Raw genomic sequence first — 20,899 nt, forward strand, 5'->3', positions numbered from 1 at the left:
GATCAGGTAACGGATGCCGGCGCAGAAGTGGTGCAGGTATGCCCAGATGAGGGCAAGGACGACAACCTTGGCAAAGCCGTTGGACAGAAGCGCCGTGAACTTGGCGAAACTGATTTCCGACGTGAGACTTTGCTCGAACAAGTACAGCACGAACGGAAGAAGAAGGAACATCAGCGCACCGCTGGCACGGTGCAAGATGGACACCTTACCGGCCCAGGGCAAGCGGTAACGGGCAATGTCGCCCAAACCGATGTTCCTGTATACCGGCCTGGCTTTCTTGATGGCTTCTGCCATGGTCAGACCCCAATTGGCTAATCAACAAACAAAACAGCTTTGCACAAATCCGCGAGATTTTAGCGCGCTTTTGTTGCGCAGCGCACCATTAATTCCATGCGACGCGCTCCACTTTTGTGCTTCCTGCCCTCGCCTGCCAGTGGCGTGATACGGGGGCCGATTGTCTTCTCTACACTGCCTTCATGACGCGCAATACGCTGTTGCGCGACGCACAAACCAAGACGCCGCCGAAGTGGCCATGACCCGCACGAATCGGGCCCATCGACGTGTCGTCAATTCAATTCGTTCTGGTAGTAGTGCCGCGTCGTGACGTACAGGCCACGACGGATCTCCACCGGTTTGTCGCCGAACGTATGCGACACGCGCTCCACCGAGAGCAACGGCGATTGAGCCGCCACCGAGAGCAATTCAGCCGTGGTCGCGTCAGCCGCCACTGCACGGATGTGCTCGGTGGCACGCAACATGCGCACGCCGAACTCCGCCTCGAAAAAGGCGTACATCGGCCCCTTCCACTCGGTCAGCTTTTCAGCCGTCAGCCCTTTGAAACTCGCGCCCGGCAGCCAGATTTCTTCCAGCACAGTCGGCTCGCCCGAAAAGAACAGGATGCGGCGAATCTGCACGACGCTATCGCCGGCCTTGAGTTCGAGCAAGCGGGCGATCTCAGCCGGGGCGCGCATGCGCTTGCACTCCAGCACACGGCTGCTCGGATAGTGCTGTTCGCCCTGCTCCGGCATCAGACGCAAAAACCGGAACTGCACGCCTTCTTCGTAGTGCGTGGTAACGAAGGTGCCCTTGCCCTGGCGCCGCGCGACCAGGTTTTCGGCCGCCAGTTCGTCGATCGCCTTGCGCACGGTCCCCTGGCTGACCTTGTAGCGGGCCGCCAATTCCATCTCGCTGGGGATCATCTCGCCCGGCTTCCATTCGCCGGCCTGCAGGCTTTGCAGGATCAGCGTCTTGATCTGCTGATACAACGGGCTAAAGGTGGGAGAGCCGCCCGCGCCGCCCGAAGAAGCGGACGATGCGCCGCCTTCGCCGCCCGGGGGTGGCATCGCAGCGGATAGAGGGCTGGGTGTGCTCGACATAACTGGCGATTTCACCACAAAAGCGACAAAGGCGTCCAGCCCGTTTATAGAATGTCTTATGTCTTATATAAGACAGAAGATTCATTGACTTTACAGCGAGGCCGGACCTACACTCGCGCCTGCTCCGGGCGACGGCCCCCACGACACGCCACAACGGCTCAAAGGTCAATTGCAGTGTGTTTCCACATCGTCATGCGGACGCAGTAAACTGCGAGGCTCTTGCCGTTTCTGAGCCGACCGCCCACGAGGCGCCGACCGTTGCCGGCAATGCCTGCGAGGCTGCACCGACATCCTGCCGGGATGCGCGCCGCGCGCAGTGCGATCCGCTTTCACTACCGTTTGGAGAGTTCTCATGGCAAAAGCACCCATGCGCGTCGCAGTGACCGGCGCTGCTGGACAGATCGGTTACGCCCTGCTGTTCCGCATCGCCGCCGGCGAAATGCTGGGCAAGGATCAACCCGTCATCCTGCAGCTGCTGGAAATCCCCGATGAGAAGGCCCAGAAGGCGCTCAAGGGCGTGATGATGGAGATCGAAGACTGCGCATTCCCGCTGCTGGCTGGCATGGAAGCGCATTCCGACCCGATGACCGCATTCAAGGACGCCGACGTGGCACTGCTGGTGGGCGCCCGCCCCCGTGGCCCGGGCATGGAACGTGCGGACCTGCTGTCGGCCAATGCCCAGATCTTCACGGCACAAGGCAAGGCACTGAACGCCGTAGCCTCGCGCAACGTCAAGGTGCTGGTCGTCGGCAACCCGGCCAACACGAACGCCTACATCGCCATGAAGTCGGCATCGGACCTGCCGCGTGAGAACTTCACCGCCATGCTGCGCCTGGACCATAACCGCGCCCTGTCGCAGATCGCCGCAAAGACTGGCAAGCCGGTGTCGAGCATCGAAAAGCTGTTCGTGTGGGGCAACCACAGCCCGACGATGTACGCCGACTACCGCTACGCCACGATCGACGGCAAGAGCGTCAAGGACATGATCAACGACCCGGTGTGGAACAACGACGTGTTCCTGCCGACCGTTGGCAAGCGCGGCGCCGCCATCATCGAAGCGCGCGGCCTGTCGTCGGCTGCTTCGGCTGCCAACGCCGCCATCGACCACGTGCGTGACTGGGTGCTCGGCACCAACGGCAAGATTGTCACGATGGGCATCCCGTCAAACGGCGAATACGGCATTCCGAAGGACGTGATGTTCGGCTTCCCGGTCACCACCGAAAACGGCAAGTACAAGATCGTCGAAGGCCTGGAAATCGACGAGTACAGCCAAGGCAAGATCAAGATCACGCTCGACGAGCTGGAAGGCGAGCGTGCGGGCGTGCAGCATCTGCTGTAATCCGCATGATCTAAGAAAGAACCGGAGCGGATCGGCAGCGAACCCTCCGGTTTTTTTTACACCTGCATTTTGATCAAGACATAGGCGTGACAAGCGCCGCCCAACCGATACAACCCGTGCACCCCACCGAGGTTTTGTTCCAGGACGATGCGCTGCCGGCCCAATTGCCGGTCTGCGACCACTACGCGGGCGCAGAAAAACTGATGCGCAAGTCGCTCGCTCTGCAACAAGCCCTTGGCCCTGTTTTCGACATCACGTTTGACTGCGAAGACGGTGCCTCCGTCGGCCAGGAACGCGCACATGCCGAACTGGCCGCCGCGCTCATCAACAGCGACGACAACCGTTTCAACCGCGTTGGCGTGCGCATCCACGATCCGAACCACGATGCGTGGACGCAAGACGTCGACATCCTTGTTGGCCTTGCCGGCCGCCGCCTCGCCTACGTGACCGTGCCCAAGGTACGTGACGTGGTGGAAGTGGCGCGCGTGACCGATCGCATCAACCAAGCTGCCAAGGTTGCGGGCATTGCGCGGCACCTGCCGATCCACGTGTTGATCGAAACGCATGGCGCACTCACGCAGGTGTTCGATATCGCTTCGTTGGTGCAGGTGGAGTGCCTGAGCTTTGGGCTGATGGATTTTGTTTCGGCGCACAACGGTGCGATTCCGGGCGCGGCGATGGGCTCGCCCGAGCAGTTCGAGCATCCGCTGATCCGCCGCGCGCTGACCGATATTTCCGCCGCATGCCACGCCCACGGCAAAGTGCCGTCGCACAACGTCAGCACTGACATCAAACACCCGGACCGCGCGGGCGCCGATGCTGCGCGTGCCCGCAACGAGTTCGGTTATCTGCGCAAGTGGAGCATCCATCCGGACCAGATCACGCCGATCGTTTCGGCTTTCCGCCCATCGCACGAAGAAGTGACACTCGCGAGCGCCATTCTTGCTGCGGCGCAGGACGCCTCGTGGGGACCAATCCAGCATGAAGGCCGGCTGCATGACCGCGCGAGCTATCGCTATTGGTGGGCCGTGCTGCAACGGGCGCACACCACGGGCGTGGAGATGCCGGCCGACGCCGTCGCGCGCTTCTTCGCGTGACGGGCATAGAAAGGAGATTCACCATGACGACGAACACCCAAGCCAGCGCAGGAGCGCGCTTCCGCCAGGCGCTGGTTGAAGAATCGCCGCTGCAGGTGGTCGGCACCATCAATGCAAACCACGCGCTGCTGGCCAAGCGCGCCGGCTATCGCGCGATCTATCTGTCGGGCGGCGGCGTGGCAGCGGGCTCGCTGGGCTTGCCGGATCTCGGCATATCAGGCCTGGACGACGTTTTGACCGACGTGCGCCGCATCACCGATGTGTGCGACGTACCGCTACTGGTAGACGTCGACACGGGCTTCGGCGCTTCGGCATTCAACGTGGCGCGCACGACCAAGTCGCTCATCAAGTTTGGCGCTGCGGCCATGCATATCGAAGACCAAGTCGGCGCCAAGCGCTGCGGCCATCGTCCCAATAAGGAGATCGTCTCGAAGGACGAGATGGTCGATCGCATCAAGGCCGCCGTCGATGCCCGTACTGACGCCAGCTTTGTCGTCATGGCCCGCACCGATGCCCTGGCCGTCGAAGGCTTTGACCGCGCCCTCGAACGTGCCGTGGCCTGCGTGGAAGCCGGCGCCGACGCGATCTTTCCCGAGGCGATGACGGAACTGTCGATGTACCGCAAGTTTGCCGACGCGGTGAAGGTGCCGGTGCTGGCCAACATCACCGAATTTGGGCAGACGCCGCTCTTCACACGCGATGAGCTGGCCACCGCAGGCGTGTCGATGATCCTGTATCCGCTGTCGGCATTCCGCGCGATGAACAAGGCCGCCGAGAATGTCTACGCCGCCATTCGCCGCGATGGCACGCAGCAGAATGTTGTCGACACCATGCAGACGCGCATGGAGCTGTACGACAGCATTGGTTACCACGATTACGAAGCCAAGCTGGACGCGCTGTTCGCACAGAATCGCGGTTGAGCCGGGCCAAGATCCACACCAACGCAAACAAGGAGAACGGAAGGCAAAACTGCGGGGGCAAGCTGCCCGGGAACAACCCGAAAAACGGCGCTGGCGCAAGCACGACACCCCCTTTTGGCGGAGCGGTCGGGCAAGCATGTAACAGAACGTTGGGCGCAGCGTCCAAATCGGTCAAAATACCGGCCGGTGTGCGAAATGCCGTGGCGTTCCGTGGCCTGGCAGCCGCCTCCCCCACTCTGTCTTACCGAAGGAAACCCTATGAACAAATTCATCGTGGGCGCCTGTGCTGGCGTTCTTTCGCTGGCTGCATCGCAATATGCAGCCGCTCAGGCCCCAGAGAAGCCGGCTGCCAAGAAGGCTCCGGCAAAGAAGACTTGGACCAAGAAGCATGCCGCCAAGAAGGCCGCGCCTGTTGCTGCCGTCAAGCCGGAAGGCGTCGAATGGAAGTGCGAGCTTGGCAACGAGATGTACCTCAAGGGCGACATGGCGCGCGATCAGATCATTACGATGTACTGGAAGGGCAAGAACTACCTGCTGCCGCGCCAGATGACCCGCACGGGCGCCGACCGTTACTTCGATCAGAAGACCGGGATGGATCTGGTGGTGATCCCTGCCAAGGCCATGCTGTTCGACCGCAACGAAGGCCACCGTCTGGCCGATGAGTGCCAGACCGCCGAAATGGCTGCCGGCGCACCGGCCCCGACGCAAGCGGGCGCCCTGCGCGCTCCGGCCGGCCTGCCGCTGATGGCGCCGGACAGCCCGCCCCCCGCTCCGGCCCCTGCGCCGGGCGCAGCCCAACCGGCCCAGCAATAACGCGATATCGCGCAAAAGGCCTACAGGAGCCGCCCATGTCCGCACCGGTTGCGAACATCCGCACGAATCTGGACAAGGTCATCGTCGACGATGTGACCTTGTCTGGATGCGCCGGGCTCCGTGGGCCTTTTGTGTCTGGGACCGTCCTGTCAGATGGCACGACGGGCACGACGGCTCCAGGCACGCCCCTCTTCGGCCGCAAGGCAATCGAAGATCACCAAGATGCCATCGCCCGCGGTCAGCGCACCAATGTGCTGCGCATGAACATTGCCCGCGTGGAAGACCAGCCTTTCACCACGAATGACCACGATGCCAAGAAGCGTCCGATCGCCCATGGCATCACCGCCCGCATCAACGGCGGCAAGACGTTCAGCGGGGTCGTGGCGGATTACCCGACCGGTCAGAAGCCAGGCCGGTCAACGCGTTTGTCGGTTTGTACGTGATTGATTTTGTCGATTTGATGTATCCGCAAGGGGCGCCCCGGCACCCCGCGCAATCCTCAAGCCTTGGAGTCATGCCATGCCCCACAATCTGAAAAAAACACTCAAGGAATTTAAGATCAACGGCGGCCAGACCGGCAAGTTCCACTCCCTGCCGCAACTGGGCAAGGAACTGGGCGTGGCGATCGAGCGCCTGCCGGTGTCGATCCGCATCGTGCTGGAGTCCGTGCTGCGCAACTGCGACGGCAAGAAGGTGACCGAAGAGCACGTTGCGCAACTGGCCAACTGGAAGCCCAACGCCGAGCGCGTTGATGAAATCCCGTTCGTGGTTGCCCGCGTGGTGCTGCAGGACTTTACGGGCGTGCCGCTGCTGGCTGACCTGGCCGCCATGCGCAACGTGGCCGAGCGCATGGGCAAGAACCCCAAGAAGATCGAGCCTCTGGTGCCGGTCGACTTGGTGGTGGACCACTCGGTGCAGATCGACCACTTCCGCGAGAAGAAGGCGCTGGACCTGAACATGAAGCTGGAATTCTCGCGCAACAACGAGCGCTACCAGTTCATGAAGTGGGGCATGCAGGCGTTCGACACGTTTGGCGTGGTGCAGCCGGGCTTCGGCATCGTCCACCAGGTCAACCTGGAATACCTGGCGCGCGGCGTCCATAAGAAGGGCGGCGTCTACTACCCGGATACGCTGGTCGGCACCGACAGCCACACCACCATGATCAACGGTATTGGCGTGGTGGGCTGGGGCGTGGGCGGCATCGAGGCCGAGGCCGGCATGCTGGGCCAGCCGGTGTATTTCCTGACGCCGGACGTCGTGGGCGTTGAGCTGAAGGGGCGCCTGCGCGAAGGCTGCACGGCCACCGACCTGGTGCTCACGATTACCGAAATGCTGCGCAAGGAGAAGGTCGTCGGCAAGTTCGTCGAGTTCTTCGGCGAAGGCACGGCCAGCCTGTCGCTGCCGGACCGCGCCACGATCGGCAACATGGCTCCGGAATACGGCGCCACGATGGGCTTCTTCCCGGTGGACGACAAGACCATCGATTATTTCAAGGGCACGGGCCGCACGAAGGAAGAAATCGCCGCGTTCGAAGGCTACTTCAAGGCGCAAAAGCTGTTTGGCGTGCCGAAGGCCGGCGAAATCGACTACACCAAAACGCTGACGCTGGATCTGGCCACGGTGGCCCCGTCGCTGGCTGGCCCGAAGCGCCCGCAAGACCGTATCGAAATCGGCAACGTGAAGTCGACGTTCTCGTCGCTGTTCTCGAAGCCGGTCGCGGAAAACGGTTTCAACAAGAAATCGGAAGACCTCGACAAGACCTTCACGACCACCAACGGCGTCGACGTGAAGAGCGGCGACGTGCTGATCGCAGCCATCACCTCTTGCACGAACACCTCGAATCCGAGCGTGCTGCTGGCGGCGGGCCTGCTGGCCAAGAAGGCTGTCGAAGCGGGCCTGGAGGTCGCGCCGCACATCAAGACGTCGCTCGCCCCGGGAAGCCGTGTGGTGACGAAGTATCTGGAAGCCGCCGGCCTTCTGCCGTACCTGGAGAAGCTGGGCTTTGGCGTAACGGCATACGGCTGCACGACCTGTATCGGCAACGCCGGCGATCTGACGCCGGAACTCAACGAAGCCATCGTGAAGAACGACATCGTTGCTGCCGCCGTGCTGTCGGGCAACCGCAACTTTGAAGCGCGCATTCACCCGAACATCCGCGCCAACTTCCTGGCCTCGCCGCCGCTGGTCGTCGCTTACGCAATCGCCGGCAACGTGACGCGCGACCTGATGACCGAGCCGGTCGGCAAGGGCAAGAAGGGCAAAGACATTTATCTGGGCGACATTTGGCCGACCTCGGACGAGATCGCCAAGCTGATGAAGTTCGCGATGAACGCCGACACGTTCCGCACGAACTACGAACAGGTCAAGAAGCCGTCCAAGCTGTGGGCCAACGTCAAGGGCACGAAGGGCCAGGTCTACGATTGGCCGAAGTCGACCTACATCGCCGAGCCGCCGTTCTTCGAAGGCTTTGGCATGACGCCGGCCGCTGCCTCGGCATCGGTCAAAGGCGCACGCGCACTCGGCGTGTTCGGCGATTCCGTGACGACCGACCACATCTCCCCGGCCGGTTCGATCAAGGAAACGTCGCCGGCCGGCAAGTACCTGCTGGCCAACGGCGTGCTCAAGGCCGACTTCAACAGCTACGGCTCGCGCCGCGGCAACCATGAGGTGATGATGCGCGGCACGTTCGCCAACGTGCGCATCAAGAACCTGATGATCCCGGCCAAGGCTGACGGCTCGCGCGTGGAAGGCGGCGAAACGCTGTTCCAGCCGAGCGGCGAACAAATGTCGATCTACGACGCCGCCATGAAGTACATCGCCGACGGCACGCCGACGGTCGTGTTCGGTGGCGAAGAGTACGGCACGGGCAGCTCGCGCGACTGGGCCGCAAAGGGCACGCAGCTGCTGGGCGTGAAGGCCGTGATCGCACGCAGCTTCGAGCGCATTCACCGCTCGAACCTTGTCGGCATGGGCGTGCTTCCGCTGCAGTTCAAGGGCAACGACTCGGCCCAATCGCTCGGCATCGTGGGCGACGAGACCTTCGACATCGAAGGCCTGGACGGCGAAATCAAGCCGCAACAGGACGTCACCCTTGTCATTCATCGAGCCAACGGCGAGACCACGCGTGCGCAAGTGCTGCTGCGCATCGACACTCCGATCGAAGTGGACTACTACAAGCACGGCGGCATCCTGCCGTTCGTGCTGCGTCAGTTGCTGGCGGCTTAAGCTTCACGCCATTACGCTGCGTTAGTGCAGAACTGAAACCGGCTCTTCGGAGCCGGTTTTTTTATTGCCTGCCGAATCAAACAAGGTGACGATGCTCCAATCAGGGAGCAGGCTTTGGTACAGTGTGCCGAATAGGCCGCGTGATGTGCTCGCCCTGGTGGTGTCGAAATTGCCGTCCGCCCTCGCCTGGTCGTCTCATTGCTGGAGTCCCGCACCCATGGCCCAAGTGGTACTAGCTTTCATCGTCGTGGCGGCTGCCGTTTTCTACATCTTGGTCAAGGCACCGCAGCCCGACGCCCAGACCTCAGCCGCCGCTGTAGCAGCTGCGCCTGTGCCCCCGCCACCGCCGTTGGCCGCTTCCGAGCCGGTTGCCGCGACGCGCACGGCACCAGCCAGCGCGCCGGCCGCATCAGAACCCACAACGGCTTCCATACCTGCGGCCGCAAGCAGCGTGGCAGCGGGAGCATCGGCGCCTGCGGCCAAGCCTTAACGTTTTCGCCTATGCGTTTCGTAATAGGCGTCGCGCAGCAGCGTACAAGGGTAAAATAACGCCCCTTTCATTGTTCCAACGACCGGTACGGCACAGCATGGCAGGATTCCGCTCCAAGGCTCCCCAACGTCTTTCCCCCGATGCAGAACGGCTGGTGGCCGATGCGCTGGCGCTCGACGCGTCAGGCAGCCGCATCGAAGACGTCTATTGGGAACAAAGGCTGTCCGAACGTCTTTCCCGGCTGCTCAAGAACGGCAGCCAGACCGCGCTCGACGCCGCGTTAGACCATCTTTTCAAACACAACGAGGAAGCTTCCGACGTGCTGGCCGAACAGGCCGAGACACTGGCCGAATCGGCCATCCTCAGCTCGGGCGGCGTCGAATATGACGCGTTGCTGATTGCAGCGCCCATCCTGGCACACACGCGCTACATGATCCCGTCGGGCACGATCAAGCCCGAGATGGCGCAGACGCTACAGGTGCACCTGCAGGCCCACGTGATGGCTTCAAACGCCCGCGTGGCGCTCGCGCCGTATCTGTACAGCATCGACCAGCTGCCGCGCACCCATTCCGACACCTTTGCGCTCACGCACAAGCTGGCGGCCTATGCGCTGTCGGGCCAGCCGGCAAAGGTCGAATTGCGCGATATGCCCGAGACGGCACCGATCCTGGCCGATCCGCGCTACTTGGTGGCGATCGTCGTCGCACAACACGGCCAGGCGCTGTTCCGCTGGCAGGAAGACGCCAAGGAGCACCACGCAGAGCGCTCCGCCTGCCTGGAGCAATGGCGCGAGCAAGTCACGCCGACCATCTCAACACTGATGCCTGGCTGCGAGTTCGACCTGCTGCTGCCCGACGCATTCTTCCTGTCCTGCCGCGAGTCCGACAAGCAGATCCGCCCGCTGACCGTCCGCGCTGCTGTCAACTACCTGCAGGGCGCGCTCGATATGCCGGCCAACCGGTTCGGCGCCATCATCGGCGCATTCGGCGAAGAGCAGATCGAGGAATATCGCGTAGCGTTCACGGTGCGCGGCGAGAAAGAACTCATCTACGGCATCGTCTGGCCCGTGTACGGCCGCGATGGTGGAGCCACGGATGTCACCGCGGAAGGCGAACCGGGCAGTCCGCTCGAGCAGATCTGCGACGAGTTGCGCGCCTGCGGCATCGAAGACATCTTCCGCCACGGCCAGCTCTTCGAGCCGGAGTACTGCGAAGATTGCGGCGCCCCGCTCTACGCAGACCGCGCGGCCGAAATCGTCCACGCAGAAATGCCGGAAGACGCGCCGACACAGCAGCCGCTGTTCCACTGATCGGCAACGCACGTTATCAAAGCCACCTCCGGGTGGCTTTTTTATTGCTCCGCCATCGTTCATATTGATTGTCGGTTTGCGTCGCACGTGCCCGGCCGGGCTGCGGCACAATGACGATCTTCCGCCACATGCATCATTGCCCGAACCCCAGGAGCCCCCCGATGACAACCCGTCCCCTCTTGTGTGTTCCCATCCGCGCCCTGATCCGCAACCTTGCCGCTTGCGCGCTGGCTGCGGCTGCCGCAATACCGTTCGCCGCGCAAGCCGACGACCTGCGCATCGGCCTGTCCGCCGACGTCACTTCGATGGACCCGCAATGGAACAACGCCGGCCCCAATAACGCCATGGCGCTGCACATCTTCGAGTCGCTGGTCTTCCTCGACAAGAACGGCCGCTACACGCCCGGCCTGGCGACCTCGTGGAAACCTGTCGATGCCAACACGTGGGAGATCAAGCTGCGCCCCAACGTGAAGTGGAGCGACGGCACGCCGTTCACCGGCGAAGACGTGAAGGCATCGATCGAGCGTCCGGCGCGGCTGACCAATAGCCCGGGCCCGTTCACCAGCTATACCAAGTCAATTACCGACGTACAGATCGTCGATCCGCTCACAGTGCGGCTGAAGTTGTCGACGCCCAATTACGCGAGCATCCCGAACGATCTGAACAGCCTGCCCATCATCCCGAAGAAAGTGGCCAACGCGGCGCAGGCAGACTTTGATGCGGGCCGCACCATGATCGGCACGGGACCGTTCCTGTTCGACCACTTCACGCGCGGGCAGGAAATCGTGTTGAAGAAGAACCCGCACTATTGGGGCCGCGTGCCGCAGTGGGACAAGGTGACCTTCAAGATCATCACCGACAATGCCGCGCGCACGGCCGCGCTGCTTTCGGGCGATGTGGATGTCGTCGAGGCCGTACCGGCTGCGGACGTCCCGCGCATCAAGCAGGACCCGAGGTTCCACCTCGAACAGCAGGTGTCGTGGCGCACGATTTTCTGGCAGATGGACCAGAGCCGCGATGTGTCGCCGTTCGTGACTGACAAGTCTGGCAAGCCGCTGGCCAAGAACCCGCTCAAGGACCACCGCGTGCGTGAGGCTATCGCACTGGCCATCAACCGCGATGCCATCGTCAGCCGCGTGCTTGAGGGCCAGGGCGTAGTGGCATCGAGCATCGTGTCGCCGCAGATCTTCGGGCATCCGGGCGGCAAGCCAATTGCCTATGACCCGGCTCGTGCGAAAAAACTGCTTGCCGAGGCGGGCTATCCGGACGGCTTCGGACTCACGCTGCACGCCACCAACAACCGCTATCTGAATGATGCGCAGGTCGCGCAAACCACCGCACAGCTGCTCACGCGCATCGGCATTCAGACGAAGGTGGAAACGCTGCCGGTGGCGGCGTATTTCTCGCGCGCGCGTCAGGGCGAGTTCTCGTTCATGATGCTCGGCTGGGGCTCGGTGGCGGCCGATGTGGCGCTGCGCAGCATCCTCGGCACGCCCAACCCGCAAACCGGCTACGGCTCGTGGAACTGGGGCCGCTACAGCAATCCGGAACTGGACAAACTGGTGCAGACATCGCTGTCGACGGTCTCGAGCGAACAGGCACACGAGCAGGCCGCCAAGATCGCGGCGCGCTTTGCGCAGACCGACTACGCGATCATCCCGTCGCATCACCAACTGGCCACGTGGGCCATGCGCAAGGGCATCCGCTACGAGGCGCGCACCGACGAATGGTCGCTCGCGTGGTTGTTCACCAAGCAATGATGATCACTTGGTAACCAACACCTTGCCGTAACGCACTGTTACAGCAAATCCGCCGGATGTGCCGCGTTGGGGACGCATTGGGGTAACTAGCAGGAACTTTCATCCTTAGCTTTCCTCTATCATGGCGATTTCCACGCCGACACCCCGTAACTCGTGATGTTGCGACCCAAACTACTTTGTCTCGGCGTCGTCGCTTTGCTGGCCGCCTGCTCCAACCTGCAGACTGAACCGACCGATGGGTCGACCCAGGCCACCAACGCCACGCCGACCATCCCCGCCGCGCCAGCCAAGCCGGCCACTCAGCCCGTCCCGACCACGCCGCCCATCGTCTTCGACGCGACCAATAGCAGCGGCACCACGACGGTCAATCTGCCCTCCAAGGACAAGATGAGCTTGTCCGAATACCGCGCACAAACCCGTGACCGCCTGATTCAATCGGAAGGGGCCCGCCCCGACGTGGCCGACTGCGCTGCGCATGCGAGCTGGATCATCCCGCGCTCAACCAATTTCGACCAGTTCCGCCTGCCAACCGGCGCGCTCTCCAACGACCAAGCCAAGGTCGAACCGTGGGACTCCCGCTTCTCGTCCAGCAAGCAAGGCGCGATCAAGGTGTCCAGCGTGGTCAGCTTCAATGCCGCCGTGCACAAGCGCGGCACGGGCAATGACCAATGGGAGCCAGTGCGCGTGCGCTGCGGGTATGACGAAGGGATGATGCTGGCGTATGAGCTGCTCGACGCCAATGGCCAGCCGTTCGCCGCGCCAGCCGCTGCACCTTCGTCGTCGAAAGCGCGTACGCACTGCCGCCGCGGACATCGCTGCACGACCAGTGCGGCGGCACACGGCAAGAGCGCGGCCAAGGGCAAGGCCTCGACGAAAGCGACGGCCAAGTCCGCCAAGGGCAGCAGCACGGCCAAGACAAAGTCGACGACCGCAAGCAAATCGACGGCCAAAAAGACGACGAAGAAGTCGTCCTCCAACTAAGCGCAGCGCGCCGCCCACACAGGCGGCGCAGCGCTTATCTTCAGCCGAGATACTCCAGGATCGCCTGCAGCATGGCCGCGCCCAACGCGGCGCTGCGGGCGCCGTCCCAGCCCGCGCGTGCATCGGGCAGGTTGGCGTTGTCCTTGAACGGCATTTCCAGCGTCAACGACAGGCACCCATAGGTGTGGCCGACGTACTTGGAAGCGAGCTTCAGCGCGTCTTCGTGGTACTTGCTGGCCTCGTAGCCGTATCGCGTCTGGAAATCCGGTGACGCGCGCAGGAAAGCTGCGACAAAGCGGTCCTGATCAGCACGCTGCGCATCGGTAAAGCCCGGCAGCATTTCACTGCCCGCCACGAACACATAAGGCAGCGCCTCATCGCCATGGATGTCGAAGAAGAGGTCGACGCCGGTCTGCTCGATGGCCTGACGCACAGCCAGCACTTCGGGACTGCGCTGGGCGTCGGGCTCCATCCACTCGCGATTCAGGTTGGCGCCGGCCGCGTTGGTGCGCAGATTGCCCAGCGACGAGCCGTCCGGGTTCATGTTCGGCACGATATGGAAGACGGCGCGCTCGGCAAGCACACGGCCGATCGGATCGCCGCTCCAGGCACCTTGACGCGTCAGACGCGCAAGCAGGCCCTCAACGAACCACTCGGCCATCGTCTCGCCCGGATGCTGACGCGCGATGATCCACACGTTCTTCTTGCCGCGGCCAGGTTCGCCGACGGTGATGCTGGTCATGTCACGGCCCTGCACCGTTTGTCCCAAGCGTTGCGTGCGCACACCCGGCTTCGTTTGCGCGGCGGCCACGAGCGAGAGGTGGCGCTCATCCGAGTACGGCTCGAAGTATGCAAACCAGATGCTGTCATGCTCGGGGGTCACCTCGATGGTCATCATCTTGCCGTCATAGCGTGTCGGCACACGAAACCAGTGCTCGCGGTCGTACGAGGCGACGGCACGGTAGTCTTTCCAGCCGGCGGCGTAGGTGCATTCACCGGCGTTTTCCAGCGCGAGTTTGCAGGTTTGGCCCTGCACGCCTTGCAGCCGGAAGTGGAACCACTGCATGAAGTCTGCGTGCGAATCGCGGCGAATGCGCAGGCGAATGGCATCGGCGCGTGCGGCATCGACGATTTCGATGGCGCCGCTGTCGAACGCGCTGGAGATGTGCGGCTGAGTGGCTGTCATGTCGGATCCTGTCATCAGGTGAGCTTGCGCCGGAAGACCCAGCGCTCGTCGTCGGAATCGGCAGCGACAAAGGCATAGCCGTCGACATCGAACGCCTTGAGCTTGCGCGGATCGGTGATCCGGTGCTCGATCGCGTAGCGCGCCATCAGACCGCGTGCACGCTTTGCGTAGAACGAGATGATCTTGTACTGCCCGTTCTTCCAGTCTTCAAAAACCGGTGTGACGATGCGCGCCTTGAGCACTTTGGGCCGCACCACCTTGAAATATTCTTCAGAAGCAAGATTCACGAGCACGGGGTCGTCGTCCTGCTTGAAGAGCTTGTTGAGTGCGAGCGTCACGTCGTCGCCCCAGAAGGCGTACAAATCCTTGCCGCGCGGATTGGCCAGGCGCGTGCCCATTTCCAGGCGATACGGCTGCATCCAGTCGAGCGGGCGCAACACGCCGTACAGCCCCGACAAAATCCGCAGATGCTTCTGCGCGAACTGCAGATCGTCGACCGCCAGCGAATTGGCGTCGAGCCCGCCGTAGACATCGCCGTCGAAAGCCAGCGCGGCCTGCTTGCTGTTCTCGGCGGTGAATTCGGACGACCAATCCGCATAGCGCGTGGCATTGAGCGCCGCCAACGGGTCGGAAATGTGCATCAGCGTGCCGATCTGGGCTGGCGACAGCTTGCGAAGCACTTCAATGAGTTCTGCGGAGCGCGCGATGAAATCGGGCAGCGTGTGGGTCTTGGTGCGCGGCGGTGTGTCGTAGTCGAGCGACTTGGCCGGCGAGAGGACGATGATCATGTCAGAATCGCGGTTCACAAGTCTGGAATTGTATCGAATGGCAGACGCTGCCGCCCTCGCCCACTCCACCCAGGCTCTGGCCCCGCGCGTGGTGCTGGACTCCAACATCTGGGTCGACATCCTGATCTTCGACGATGCGGTTGCGCGACCGATCCGCGCTGCGCTTGATGCCGGCCGGCTGGACGCCATCATCAGCCCCGCCTGCCGCGAAGAACTGCGCCGCGTGCTGGATTACCCGCAATTCGCGCATTACGCCGTCGACGCGCAAGCCGCTCTGGCGTGGGTCGATCGCGTGACACGGTCCGTTGCCGATCCTGAAGAAGCCGCCCGCACGCAAGGCGAAGCGTTCGTTCCGCGTTGCAAAGATCGCGACGACCAGAAGTTCCTGGCGCTGGCCGATGCCGCCGGCGTTGCCTATCTCGTTTCCAAGGACCGCGCCGTGCTCAAGCTCAAGCGACGCATGGCCAAGTATTGCGACGTGGCGGTGCTGCCGCCCAAGCAGTTCGTCGCGCTGGTCCAGTTGGAAACCGCTGCCCTCGCTGCCACCCCAAATCAAGCCTGAAGCCGTCTTGTCATGACCACTGTTGAATCGCTCGCGCCCATCGCGCCGCCGCCCTCGCGGTTACCGAATGTCGGCACTACCATCTTCACCGTGATGTCGGCGCTGGCCGTGGAAAAGCAGGCCGTCAACCTGGGCCAGGGCTTCCCGGATTTCGATTGCGACCCGCGCATCGTCGATGCGGTGTCCGATGCCATGCGCGCGGGCCTGAACCAATACCCACCGATGACGGGCGTACCCGCACTGCGCCAGGCCATTGCCGCGAAGATCGCCAATCTGTACGGTCACACTTACGATGCCGACCGCGAGATCACCGTCACCGCCGGCGCCACGCAGGCGCTGCTGACCACGGTGCTGTGCTGCGTGCATCCGGGCGATGAAGTCATCGTCTTCGAGCCGACGTACGACAGCTACATCCCGTCGATTGAACTGGCGGGTGGCAAGGTGGTGCCGATCACGCTGAACGCGCCGGACTTCCGCATCCCGTTCGACACGCTCGCAGCGGCCATCACGCCGCGCACGCGCCTGATCATGCTCAACACGCCGCATAACCCGACCGGCACGGTCTGGCATGCGGACGACATGCAAAAGCTGGCCGAGATCCTGGCGCCCACCAACGTGCTGCTGCTCTCGGACGAGGTGTACGAGCACATGGTGTACGACGGCGTGCAGCATGCGTCCGTCGCGCGCATTCCGGAGCTGGCGCGGCGCGCCTTCGTGGTGTCGAGCTTCGGCAAGACGTATCACGTGACGGGCTGGAAGGTCGGCTACGTGGCCGCGCCTGCCGCGCTCATGGCGGAGTTCCGCAAGGTGCACCAGTTCAACGTGTTCACCGTCAACACGCCAATGCAGCACGGCCTGGCGAACTACATGGCGGATCCGCGTCCGTATCTGGAGCTGCCGTCGTTCTACCAGCACAAGCGCGACTTGTTCCGCGCGGGGTTGGAGAAGACGCGCTTCAAGCTGCTGCCCTGCCAGGGCACGTACTTTCAGTGCGTCGACTACAGCGCCATCTCCGATCTGCCCGAAGCCGAGTTCGCCAAGTGGCTGACGAGCGAGATTGGCGTGGCGGCGATTCCCATATCGGCGTTTTACTCGCAGCCGCACGAATCGGGCGTGGTGCGCTTTTGCTTTGCCAAGAAAGACGAAACGCTCCAAGTTGCCCTGGAGCGTTTGTCGAAGGTGTAAGACCGTAAAGCTAAAGCCGATCAGCGCTTGCTGGCGTAGTGCGCCAGCATCTGCTCCAGATTGGCCTTGCTGTCTGCCCGCACCTTCTGCACGTTGGGGTTCTCGGCCATCTTGGCCAGGTAAGGCTTGACGCCCTCGACCTGCACCAGCAGGTCTTCACCGTAGATGATCTTGGTGGCCTGGCTGACCAGCGGGAAATGCACGATGGCCGCGCAGTCCGCAATGGTGAACGTGTCGCCCGCCACATACGGCGAGAACTTGAACAGTTTGGCTGCCGCCGGAATGTTCTTCTGCAGTTGTTCGCGCACCTTCACTTTCAGGTTGTCGCTGATCTTGCCGCCGAAGAACGCTTCGGGAAACAGCTGGCGCGCGACCAGCTCCAGGTGCAGCTCCAGAAACGCCACAATCTCCCGCACCTTGGCCGCCTTGAACGGATCGGCTGGAATCAGCGGATGTTGCGGGTAGCGCGCTTCCAGATAATCGATGATGACCTGCGATTCGCACATTCCACCGTCCTCACCCACCAGATACGGCACCTTGTGCAGCGGCGAAACCTCACCGTCGGTCTGGTCCGGCCAGCGCAGCGATTCCTCAAACGCAATTCCCTTTTCCATCAGCGCGAGCTTGACCTTGTTGTAGTAGTTGCTCGCAGAAAAACCGTATAGCGTCAGCATGAAGCCGTCTCCTTGGTAATTTGGCCGTCCGTTATGGTCGGTGCGGATGCCAGAAATCGCACGCTCGTGCTATTTTAGCCAGACTTCTTTCGATCGCAGCGGATTTCATATGCAAACTATCGGGATTGTGGGCACGGGCGCCATGGGGCGTGGCATTGCGCAGATCGCGGCCCAGGCCGGTTTGCGCGTCAAACTGTTCGACGCCAACCCGCAAGCCGTGGAGGCCGCACGCACGGCGCTGGCCGACACGCTGGCCAAGCTGGCCGCCAAGGGCAAGCTCACAGTGGATGACGCCGACGCCACAATCGCCCGACTGATTCCGGCAGGCGCCCTGACCGACCTGGCCGACTGCGATCTTGTGGTCGAGGCCATCGTCGAGAAGCTGGACGTCAAACGCGACCTCTTCCGTCAGCTCGAAGACATCGTCCGCGCGGATGCGATCCTGGCGTCGAATACATCGTCGCTGTCGATCACCGCGATTGCCGCGACATGCAAGCACCCCGAACGCGTCGCAGGCTTTCACTTCTTCAACCCGGTGCCGCTGATGAAGGTGGTCGAAGTCATCGACGGCCTGCGCAGCGCGCCCGCTACCGGCGATGCCCTGGCCGCACTGGCCAAGCGCATGGGCCACACCGCCGTGCACTGCATCGACATGCCGGGCTTCATCGTCAACCACGCCGGGCGCGGCATGAACACCGAGGGCCTGCGCGTGGCCCAGGAAAGTGTGGCGGCGTATGCGGACATCGATGCCATCATGCGCGAGCAGGCCGGCTTCCGCATGGGGCCGTTCGAGTTGATGGACCTGACAGGGCTGGATGTCTCGCATCCGGTGATGGAATCGGTCTACCGCCAGTTCTACGACGAGCCACGCTATCGTCCATCGCAGATCACGGCGGTGCGCTTTGCGGGCGGCATCCTGGGCCGCAAGACGGGCGAAGGGTTCTACCGCTATCCGGAAGGACAGAAGCAGGTTCCCGCTGAGGGGCCTGCACCGTCTGCGCGCCCATCTTCGGTGTGGATCAGCCGCGCGCATGACGCCGGCCACGCCGCAGCGCAGCGCCTGTTGCTTGATCTGGGCATCACGCCCGAAGCCGGTTCCAAGCCGTCCGCCGATGCGTTGATCATCGTCACGCCGCGCGGGCTGGATGCCACGGCCTGCGTGGCCGCCGAAGGGCTCGACGCACGCCGCACCGTGGCGCTCGACACGCTCTATCCGTTTGCCGCCACAAAGCGCCGCACGCTGATGACCACACCCGCCACAGATGCGGCCTACCGCGATGCCGCACACGGCCTGCTTGCCTCCGACGGGGTGCCCGTCACGGTGATCCGGGACTCGGGCGGCTTTGTCGCGCAGCGCATCGTCGCATGCATCGTCAACATCGCGTGCGACATCGCTCAGCAGCGCATTGCCACGCCTACCGACATCGATCTCGCCGTCACGCTGGGCCTCGGTTATCCGCAAGGGCCATTGGCACTCGGCGATACGCTAGGCGCGAACGCCATCCTGGAAGTCCTGCAAAACCTCTACACGCTCTATGGCGACCCGCGTTATCGCCCGAGCCCGTGGCTGCTGCGCCGTGCCCGTCTGGGCATGTCGCTGCTGACGCCTGATGCCTGATTGCCGCTTACTCTGACGAGGCCGCCATGACCGCGCAATTGCTCTCCAAACGCATCGGCTCGACGCTGGTGCTGACGCTGTCCAACCCAGACGCACGCAACGCGCTGGACCCGGTGATGTACACCGCGTCGATGGAAGCGCTCGACCGCGCCGCCAACGACAACGAGATCCGCGCTGTCATCTTCACGGGCGCAGGCAATGCCTTCTGTGCGGGCGGCAACCTGAACCGCCTGCTGGAAAACCGGAGCAAACCGAGAAGCGTTCAGGAAGAAGGCATCGACGCGCTCAACCACTGGATCGAGACGATCCGCACGTTTCCCAAGCCGGTGATTGCCGCAGTGGAAGGCCCGGCAGCCGGCGCAGGATTCTCGCTGGTGCTGGCGTGCGACTTTGCGATTGCCGCGTCGGATGCAAAGTTCGTGATGGCGTACGTGAACGTGGCACTCACGCCGGACGGCGGCGGCTCGTGGCACATCGCGCGCTTCCTGCCGCGCCCGCTGGCGAGCGAAATCATCATGCTCGGCAAGCCCGTTGGCGCCGAGCGGCTGGCGCACTTCGGCCTCATCAACGAAGTGGTCAAACCCGGCGAGGCGCTGGATCAGGCGTTGGCACTGGCGGAAAAACTGGCTGCGCAATCGCCGCATGCGGTGGGCCGCATCAAGGGCCTGATCACCCACGCCGAAGACGCCTCGCTGCACGATCACCTCAAGGCCGAGCAGCTCAGCTTTGTCGAAGCGCTGCACCACGCCGACGGCAACGAAGGCATCTCGGCGTTCCTGCAAAAGCGCAAACCTCAATACCGCTAATTTCCGGTCCGCATGGTCCCCTTCCCAACACCCCAGCGCCGGCGCGTCTATCTGATGCGCCACGGCGCCGTGACGTACTTCGACGAAACCGGCCGCCCCGTTCCGTCGCCCGAGGCCGTAGCACTCAATGAACTGGGCCGCAGCCAAGCCACCGCTGCGGGCAAAATCTTTGCCGCCGAAAACATCGTCTTCGACCGCGTGATCGTCAGCGGCCTGCCGCGCACGGTCGAAACCGCACAGCGTGTGCTGGCCGAGATGCCCGCGATGCAGGAACGCGGCATCGCGCTTGAACATTGGCCCGAGCTGCAGGAGATCCGCGGCGGCAAGCTGGCGGAGATTCCCGAGCATGAACTCGCGCAAGCCTTTATCGGCGCGTTTGAAGGCACGGTGTCGGAAGACCGGCGTTTCCTCAACGGTGAGAGCATCGGCGAATTTCTTGACCGGGTGATTCCGCCAATCGCCCAGCTGCGCGCGCAAACCGACTGGGACACCGTGTTGCTGGTGCTGCATGGCGGCACCAACCGCGCGATCCTCTCGCACGCCATCACCGGCGGCGAGCGCGTGTTCTTCGGCAGCCTCGCGCAGACCGCCGGCTGCATCAACGTGCTCGACGTTGGCGATGCCCCGGCCGACTGGGTGCTGCGCATGAGCAATTTCTCGGCGCCCTCGCCGACGCATCTCGGCTCGCGGCTGACGACGATGGAGGTGCTGCTGCAGCAATACCTCCAGCATCGCCAGCCGGCTGCCTGAACTTTCCAGATACCCAACAA

Annotated in this window: 20 protein-coding genes; 15 read left to right on the forward strand and 5 right to left on the reverse strand. The window is 63.1% G+C overall.

Going from position 1 to position 20,899, the window contains the following annotated elements; genetic code table 11:
• Together sdhC and NKG59_RS13420 are read right to left on the reverse strand one after the other, a co-directional pair.
• Nucleotides 1–294, reverse strand: a 294-nt coding sequence (gene sdhC, locus NKG59_RS13415) for a succinate dehydrogenase, cytochrome b556 subunit (protein WP_253537542.1), incomplete at its 3' end; no start/stop codon positions are given.
• A gap of 272 nt (nt 295–566) precedes the next feature.
• Nucleotides 567–1,376, reverse strand: a complete 810-nt coding sequence (locus tag NKG59_RS13420) for a GntR family transcriptional regulator (protein WP_253537544.1) — start codon at nt 1,374–1,376, stop codon at nt 567–569.
• A gap of 352 nt (nt 1,377–1,728) precedes the next feature.
• On the opposite strand from NKG59_RS13420, the gene NKG59_RS13425 reads away from it, so the two are divergent.
• The 10 genes from NKG59_RS13425 (at nt 1,729) to NKG59_RS13470 (ending at nt 13,310) form a co-directional block, all read left to right on the forward strand.
• Nucleotides 1,729–2,715 carry a malate dehydrogenase gene (locus NKG59_RS13425; RefSeq protein WP_253537547.1) on the forward strand — a complete coding sequence of 329 codons (987 nt, stop codon included), beginning with the start codon at nt 1,729–1,731 and terminating at the stop codon, nt 2,713–2,715.
• Nucleotides 2,716–2,831: 116 nt separating this feature from the next.
• On the forward strand, nt 2,832–3,812 hold the full coding sequence (locus tag NKG59_RS13430; RefSeq protein WP_253537550.1) for an HpcH/HpaI aldolase/citrate lyase family protein: 981 nt from the start codon (nt 2,832–2,834) through the stop codon (nt 3,810–3,812).
• Between the two features lie 23 nt (nt 3,813–3,835).
• Nucleotides 3,836–4,732 (forward strand): methylisocitrate lyase, encoded by an 897-nt coding sequence (prpB, locus tag NKG59_RS13435; RefSeq protein ID WP_253537553.1) that lies wholly within the window; start codon nt 3,836–3,838, stop codon nt 4,730–4,732.
• Nucleotides 4,733–4,990: 258 nt separating this feature from the next.
• Nucleotides 4,991–5,545, forward strand: a complete 555-nt coding sequence (locus tag NKG59_RS13440; protein WP_253537556.1) for a hypothetical protein — start codon at nt 4,991–4,993, stop codon at nt 5,543–5,545.
• Between the two features lie 35 nt (nt 5,546–5,580).
• Entirely contained in the window at nt 5,581–5,988 is a 408-nt protein-coding gene (locus NKG59_RS13445) for a 2-methylcitrate dehydratase (RefSeq protein ID WP_045206233.1), read from the forward strand.
• Between the two features lie 76 nt (nt 5,989–6,064).
• Nucleotides 6,065–8,770 carry an aconitate hydratase AcnA gene (acnA, locus tag NKG59_RS13450; RefSeq protein ID WP_253537559.1) on the forward strand — a complete coding sequence of 902 codons (2,706 nt, stop codon included), beginning with the start codon at nt 6,065–6,067 and terminating at the stop codon, nt 8,768–8,770.
• Nucleotides 8,771–8,987: 217 nt separating this feature from the next.
• Nucleotides 8,988–9,260: a hypothetical protein gene (locus tag NKG59_RS13455; protein ID WP_253537562.1), complete on the forward strand. Its 273-nt coding sequence runs from the start codon at nt 8,988–8,990 to the stop codon at nt 9,258–9,260.
• A 97-nt stretch (nt 9,261–9,357) separates the two neighbouring features.
• Nucleotides 9,358–10,569 carry a DUF2863 family protein gene (locus NKG59_RS13460; protein ID WP_045206230.1) on the forward strand — a complete coding sequence of 404 codons (1,212 nt, stop codon included), beginning with the start codon at nt 9,358–9,360 and terminating at the stop codon, nt 10,567–10,569.
• A gap of 161 nt (nt 10,570–10,730) precedes the next feature.
• The gene (locus NKG59_RS13465; protein WP_253537565.1) at nt 10,731–12,329 is read left to right on the forward strand and encodes an ABC transporter substrate-binding protein; all 1,599 of its coding nucleotides are present in this window, start codon (nt 10,731–10,733) and stop codon (nt 12,327–12,329) included.
• 156 nt (nt 12,330–12,485) lie between these two features.
• Nucleotides 12,486–13,310 carry a BspC domain-containing protein gene (locus NKG59_RS13470; RefSeq protein WP_253537568.1) on the forward strand — a complete coding sequence of 275 codons (825 nt, stop codon included), beginning with the start codon at nt 12,486–12,488 and terminating at the stop codon, nt 13,308–13,310.
• Between the two features lie 40 nt (nt 13,311–13,350).
• Here the strand turns inward: NKG59_RS13470 and NKG59_RS13475 are convergent, their stop codons facing one another.
• A complete protein-coding gene (locus NKG59_RS13475; RefSeq protein WP_253537571.1) occupies nt 13,351–14,496 on the reverse strand; it encodes a M14 family metallopeptidase in 1,146 nt (381 codons plus the stop codon).
• A gap of 14 nt (nt 14,497–14,510) precedes the next feature.
• The gene (yaaA, locus tag NKG59_RS13480; RefSeq protein ID WP_253537574.1) at nt 14,511–15,284 is read right to left on the reverse strand and encodes a peroxide stress protein YaaA; all 774 of its coding nucleotides are present in this window, start codon (nt 15,282–15,284) and stop codon (nt 14,511–14,513) included.
• A gap of 37 nt (nt 15,285–15,321) precedes the next feature.
• Here yaaA and NKG59_RS13485 point away from each other — a divergent pair, with 37 nt between their 5' ends.
• Together NKG59_RS13485 and NKG59_RS13490 are read left to right on the forward strand one after the other, a co-directional pair.
• Nucleotides 15,322–15,846 (forward strand): putative toxin-antitoxin system toxin component, PIN family, encoded by a 525-nt coding sequence (locus tag NKG59_RS13485; RefSeq protein WP_253537577.1) that lies wholly within the window; start codon nt 15,322–15,324, stop codon nt 15,844–15,846.
• Between the two features lie 12 nt (nt 15,847–15,858).
• Nucleotides 15,859–17,031, forward strand: coding sequence for a pyridoxal phosphate-dependent aminotransferase (locus NKG59_RS13490; protein WP_253537580.1), 1,173 nt, complete (start codon nt 15,859–15,861; stop codon nt 17,029–17,031).
• Between the two features lie 20 nt (nt 17,032–17,051).
• Here the strand turns inward: NKG59_RS13490 and NKG59_RS13495 are convergent, their stop codons facing one another.
• Nucleotides 17,052–17,705, reverse strand: a complete 654-nt coding sequence (locus tag NKG59_RS13495) for a glutathione S-transferase (protein ID WP_253537583.1) — start codon at nt 17,703–17,705, stop codon at nt 17,052–17,054.
• A 46-nt stretch (nt 17,706–17,751) separates the two neighbouring features.
• Between NKG59_RS13495 and NKG59_RS13500 the strand changes: the two genes are divergently transcribed.
• The 3 genes from NKG59_RS13500 to NKG59_RS13510 are packed head-to-tail and all read left to right on the forward strand — an operon-like array spanning nt 17,752 to nt 20,879.
• Entirely contained in the window at nt 17,752–19,323 is a 1,572-nt protein-coding gene (locus NKG59_RS13500; protein WP_301288157.1) for a 3-hydroxyacyl-CoA dehydrogenase, read from the forward strand.
• Between the two features lie 26 nt (nt 19,324–19,349).
• Nucleotides 19,350–20,129, forward strand: coding sequence for an oxepin-CoA hydrolase, alternative type (locus NKG59_RS13505; protein WP_253537591.1), 780 nt, complete (start codon nt 19,350–19,352; stop codon nt 20,127–20,129).
• Nucleotides 20,130–20,141: 12 nt separating this feature from the next.
• On the forward strand, nt 20,142–20,879 hold the full coding sequence (locus NKG59_RS13510) for a histidine phosphatase family protein (protein ID WP_253537596.1): 738 nt from the start codon (nt 20,142–20,144) through the stop codon (nt 20,877–20,879).
• Nucleotides 20,880–20,899: the final 20 nt, after the last annotated feature.

The organism is Ralstonia chuxiongensis, from assembly GCF_024158925.1.
GTDB lineage: Bacteria > Pseudomonadota > Gammaproteobacteria > Burkholderiales > Burkholderiaceae > Ralstonia > Ralstonia chuxiongensis.

Coding starts and splice junctions, on each gene's coding strand:
- NKG59_RS13420 (WP_253537544.1), bottom strand. CDS start 1,376: ATGTCGAGCACACCCAGCCCTCTATCCGCTGCGATGCCACCCCCGGGC.
- NKG59_RS13425 (WP_253537547.1), top strand. CDS start 1,729: ATGGCAAAAGCACCCATGCGCGTCGCAGTGACCGGCGCTGCTGGACAG.
- prpB (WP_253537553.1), top strand. CDS start 3,836: ATGACGACGAACACCCAAGCCAGCGCAGGAGCGCGCTTCCGCCAGGCG.
- NKG59_RS13440 (WP_253537556.1), top strand. CDS start 4,991: ATGAACAAATTCATCGTGGGCGCCTGTGCTGGCGTTCTTTCGCTGGCT.
- NKG59_RS13445 (WP_045206233.1), top strand. CDS start 5,581: ATGTCCGCACCGGTTGCGAACATCCGCACGAATCTGGACAAGGTCATC.
- acnA (WP_253537559.1), top strand. CDS start 6,065: ATGCCCCACAATCTGAAAAAAACACTCAAGGAATTTAAGATCAACGGC.
- NKG59_RS13455 (WP_253537562.1), top strand. CDS start 8,988: ATGGCCCAAGTGGTACTAGCTTTCATCGTCGTGGCGGCTGCCGTTTTC.
- NKG59_RS13460 (WP_045206230.1), top strand. CDS start 9,358: ATGGCAGGATTCCGCTCCAAGGCTCCCCAACGTCTTTCCCCCGATGCA.
- NKG59_RS13465 (WP_253537565.1), top strand. CDS start 10,731: ATGACAACCCGTCCCCTCTTGTGTGTTCCCATCCGCGCCCTGATCCGC.
- NKG59_RS13470 (WP_253537568.1), top strand. CDS start 12,486: ATGTTGCGACCCAAACTACTTTGTCTCGGCGTCGTCGCTTTGCTGGCC.
- NKG59_RS13475 (WP_253537571.1), bottom strand. CDS start 14,496: ATGACAGCCACTCAGCCGCACATCTCCAGCGCGTTCGACAGCGGCGCC.
- yaaA (WP_253537574.1), bottom strand. CDS start 15,284: ATGATCATCGTCCTCTCGCCGGCCAAGTCGCTCGACTACGACACACCG.
- NKG59_RS13485 (WP_253537577.1), top strand. CDS start 15,322: ATGGCAGACGCTGCCGCCCTCGCCCACTCCACCCAGGCTCTGGCCCCG.
- NKG59_RS13490 (WP_253537580.1), top strand. CDS start 15,859: ATGACCACTGTTGAATCGCTCGCGCCCATCGCGCCGCCGCCCTCGCGG.
- NKG59_RS13495 (WP_253537583.1), bottom strand. CDS start 17,705: ATGCTGACGCTATACGGTTTTTCTGCGAGCAACTACTACAACAAGGTC.
- NKG59_RS13500 (WP_301288157.1), top strand. CDS start 17,752: ATGCCAGAAATCGCACGCTCGTGCTATTTTAGCCAGACTTCTTTCGAT.
- NKG59_RS13505 (WP_253537591.1), top strand. CDS start 19,350: ATGACCGCGCAATTGCTCTCCAAACGCATCGGCTCGACGCTGGTGCTG.
- NKG59_RS13510 (WP_253537596.1), top strand. CDS start 20,142: ATGGTCCCCTTCCCAACACCCCAGCGCCGGCGCGTCTATCTGATGCGC.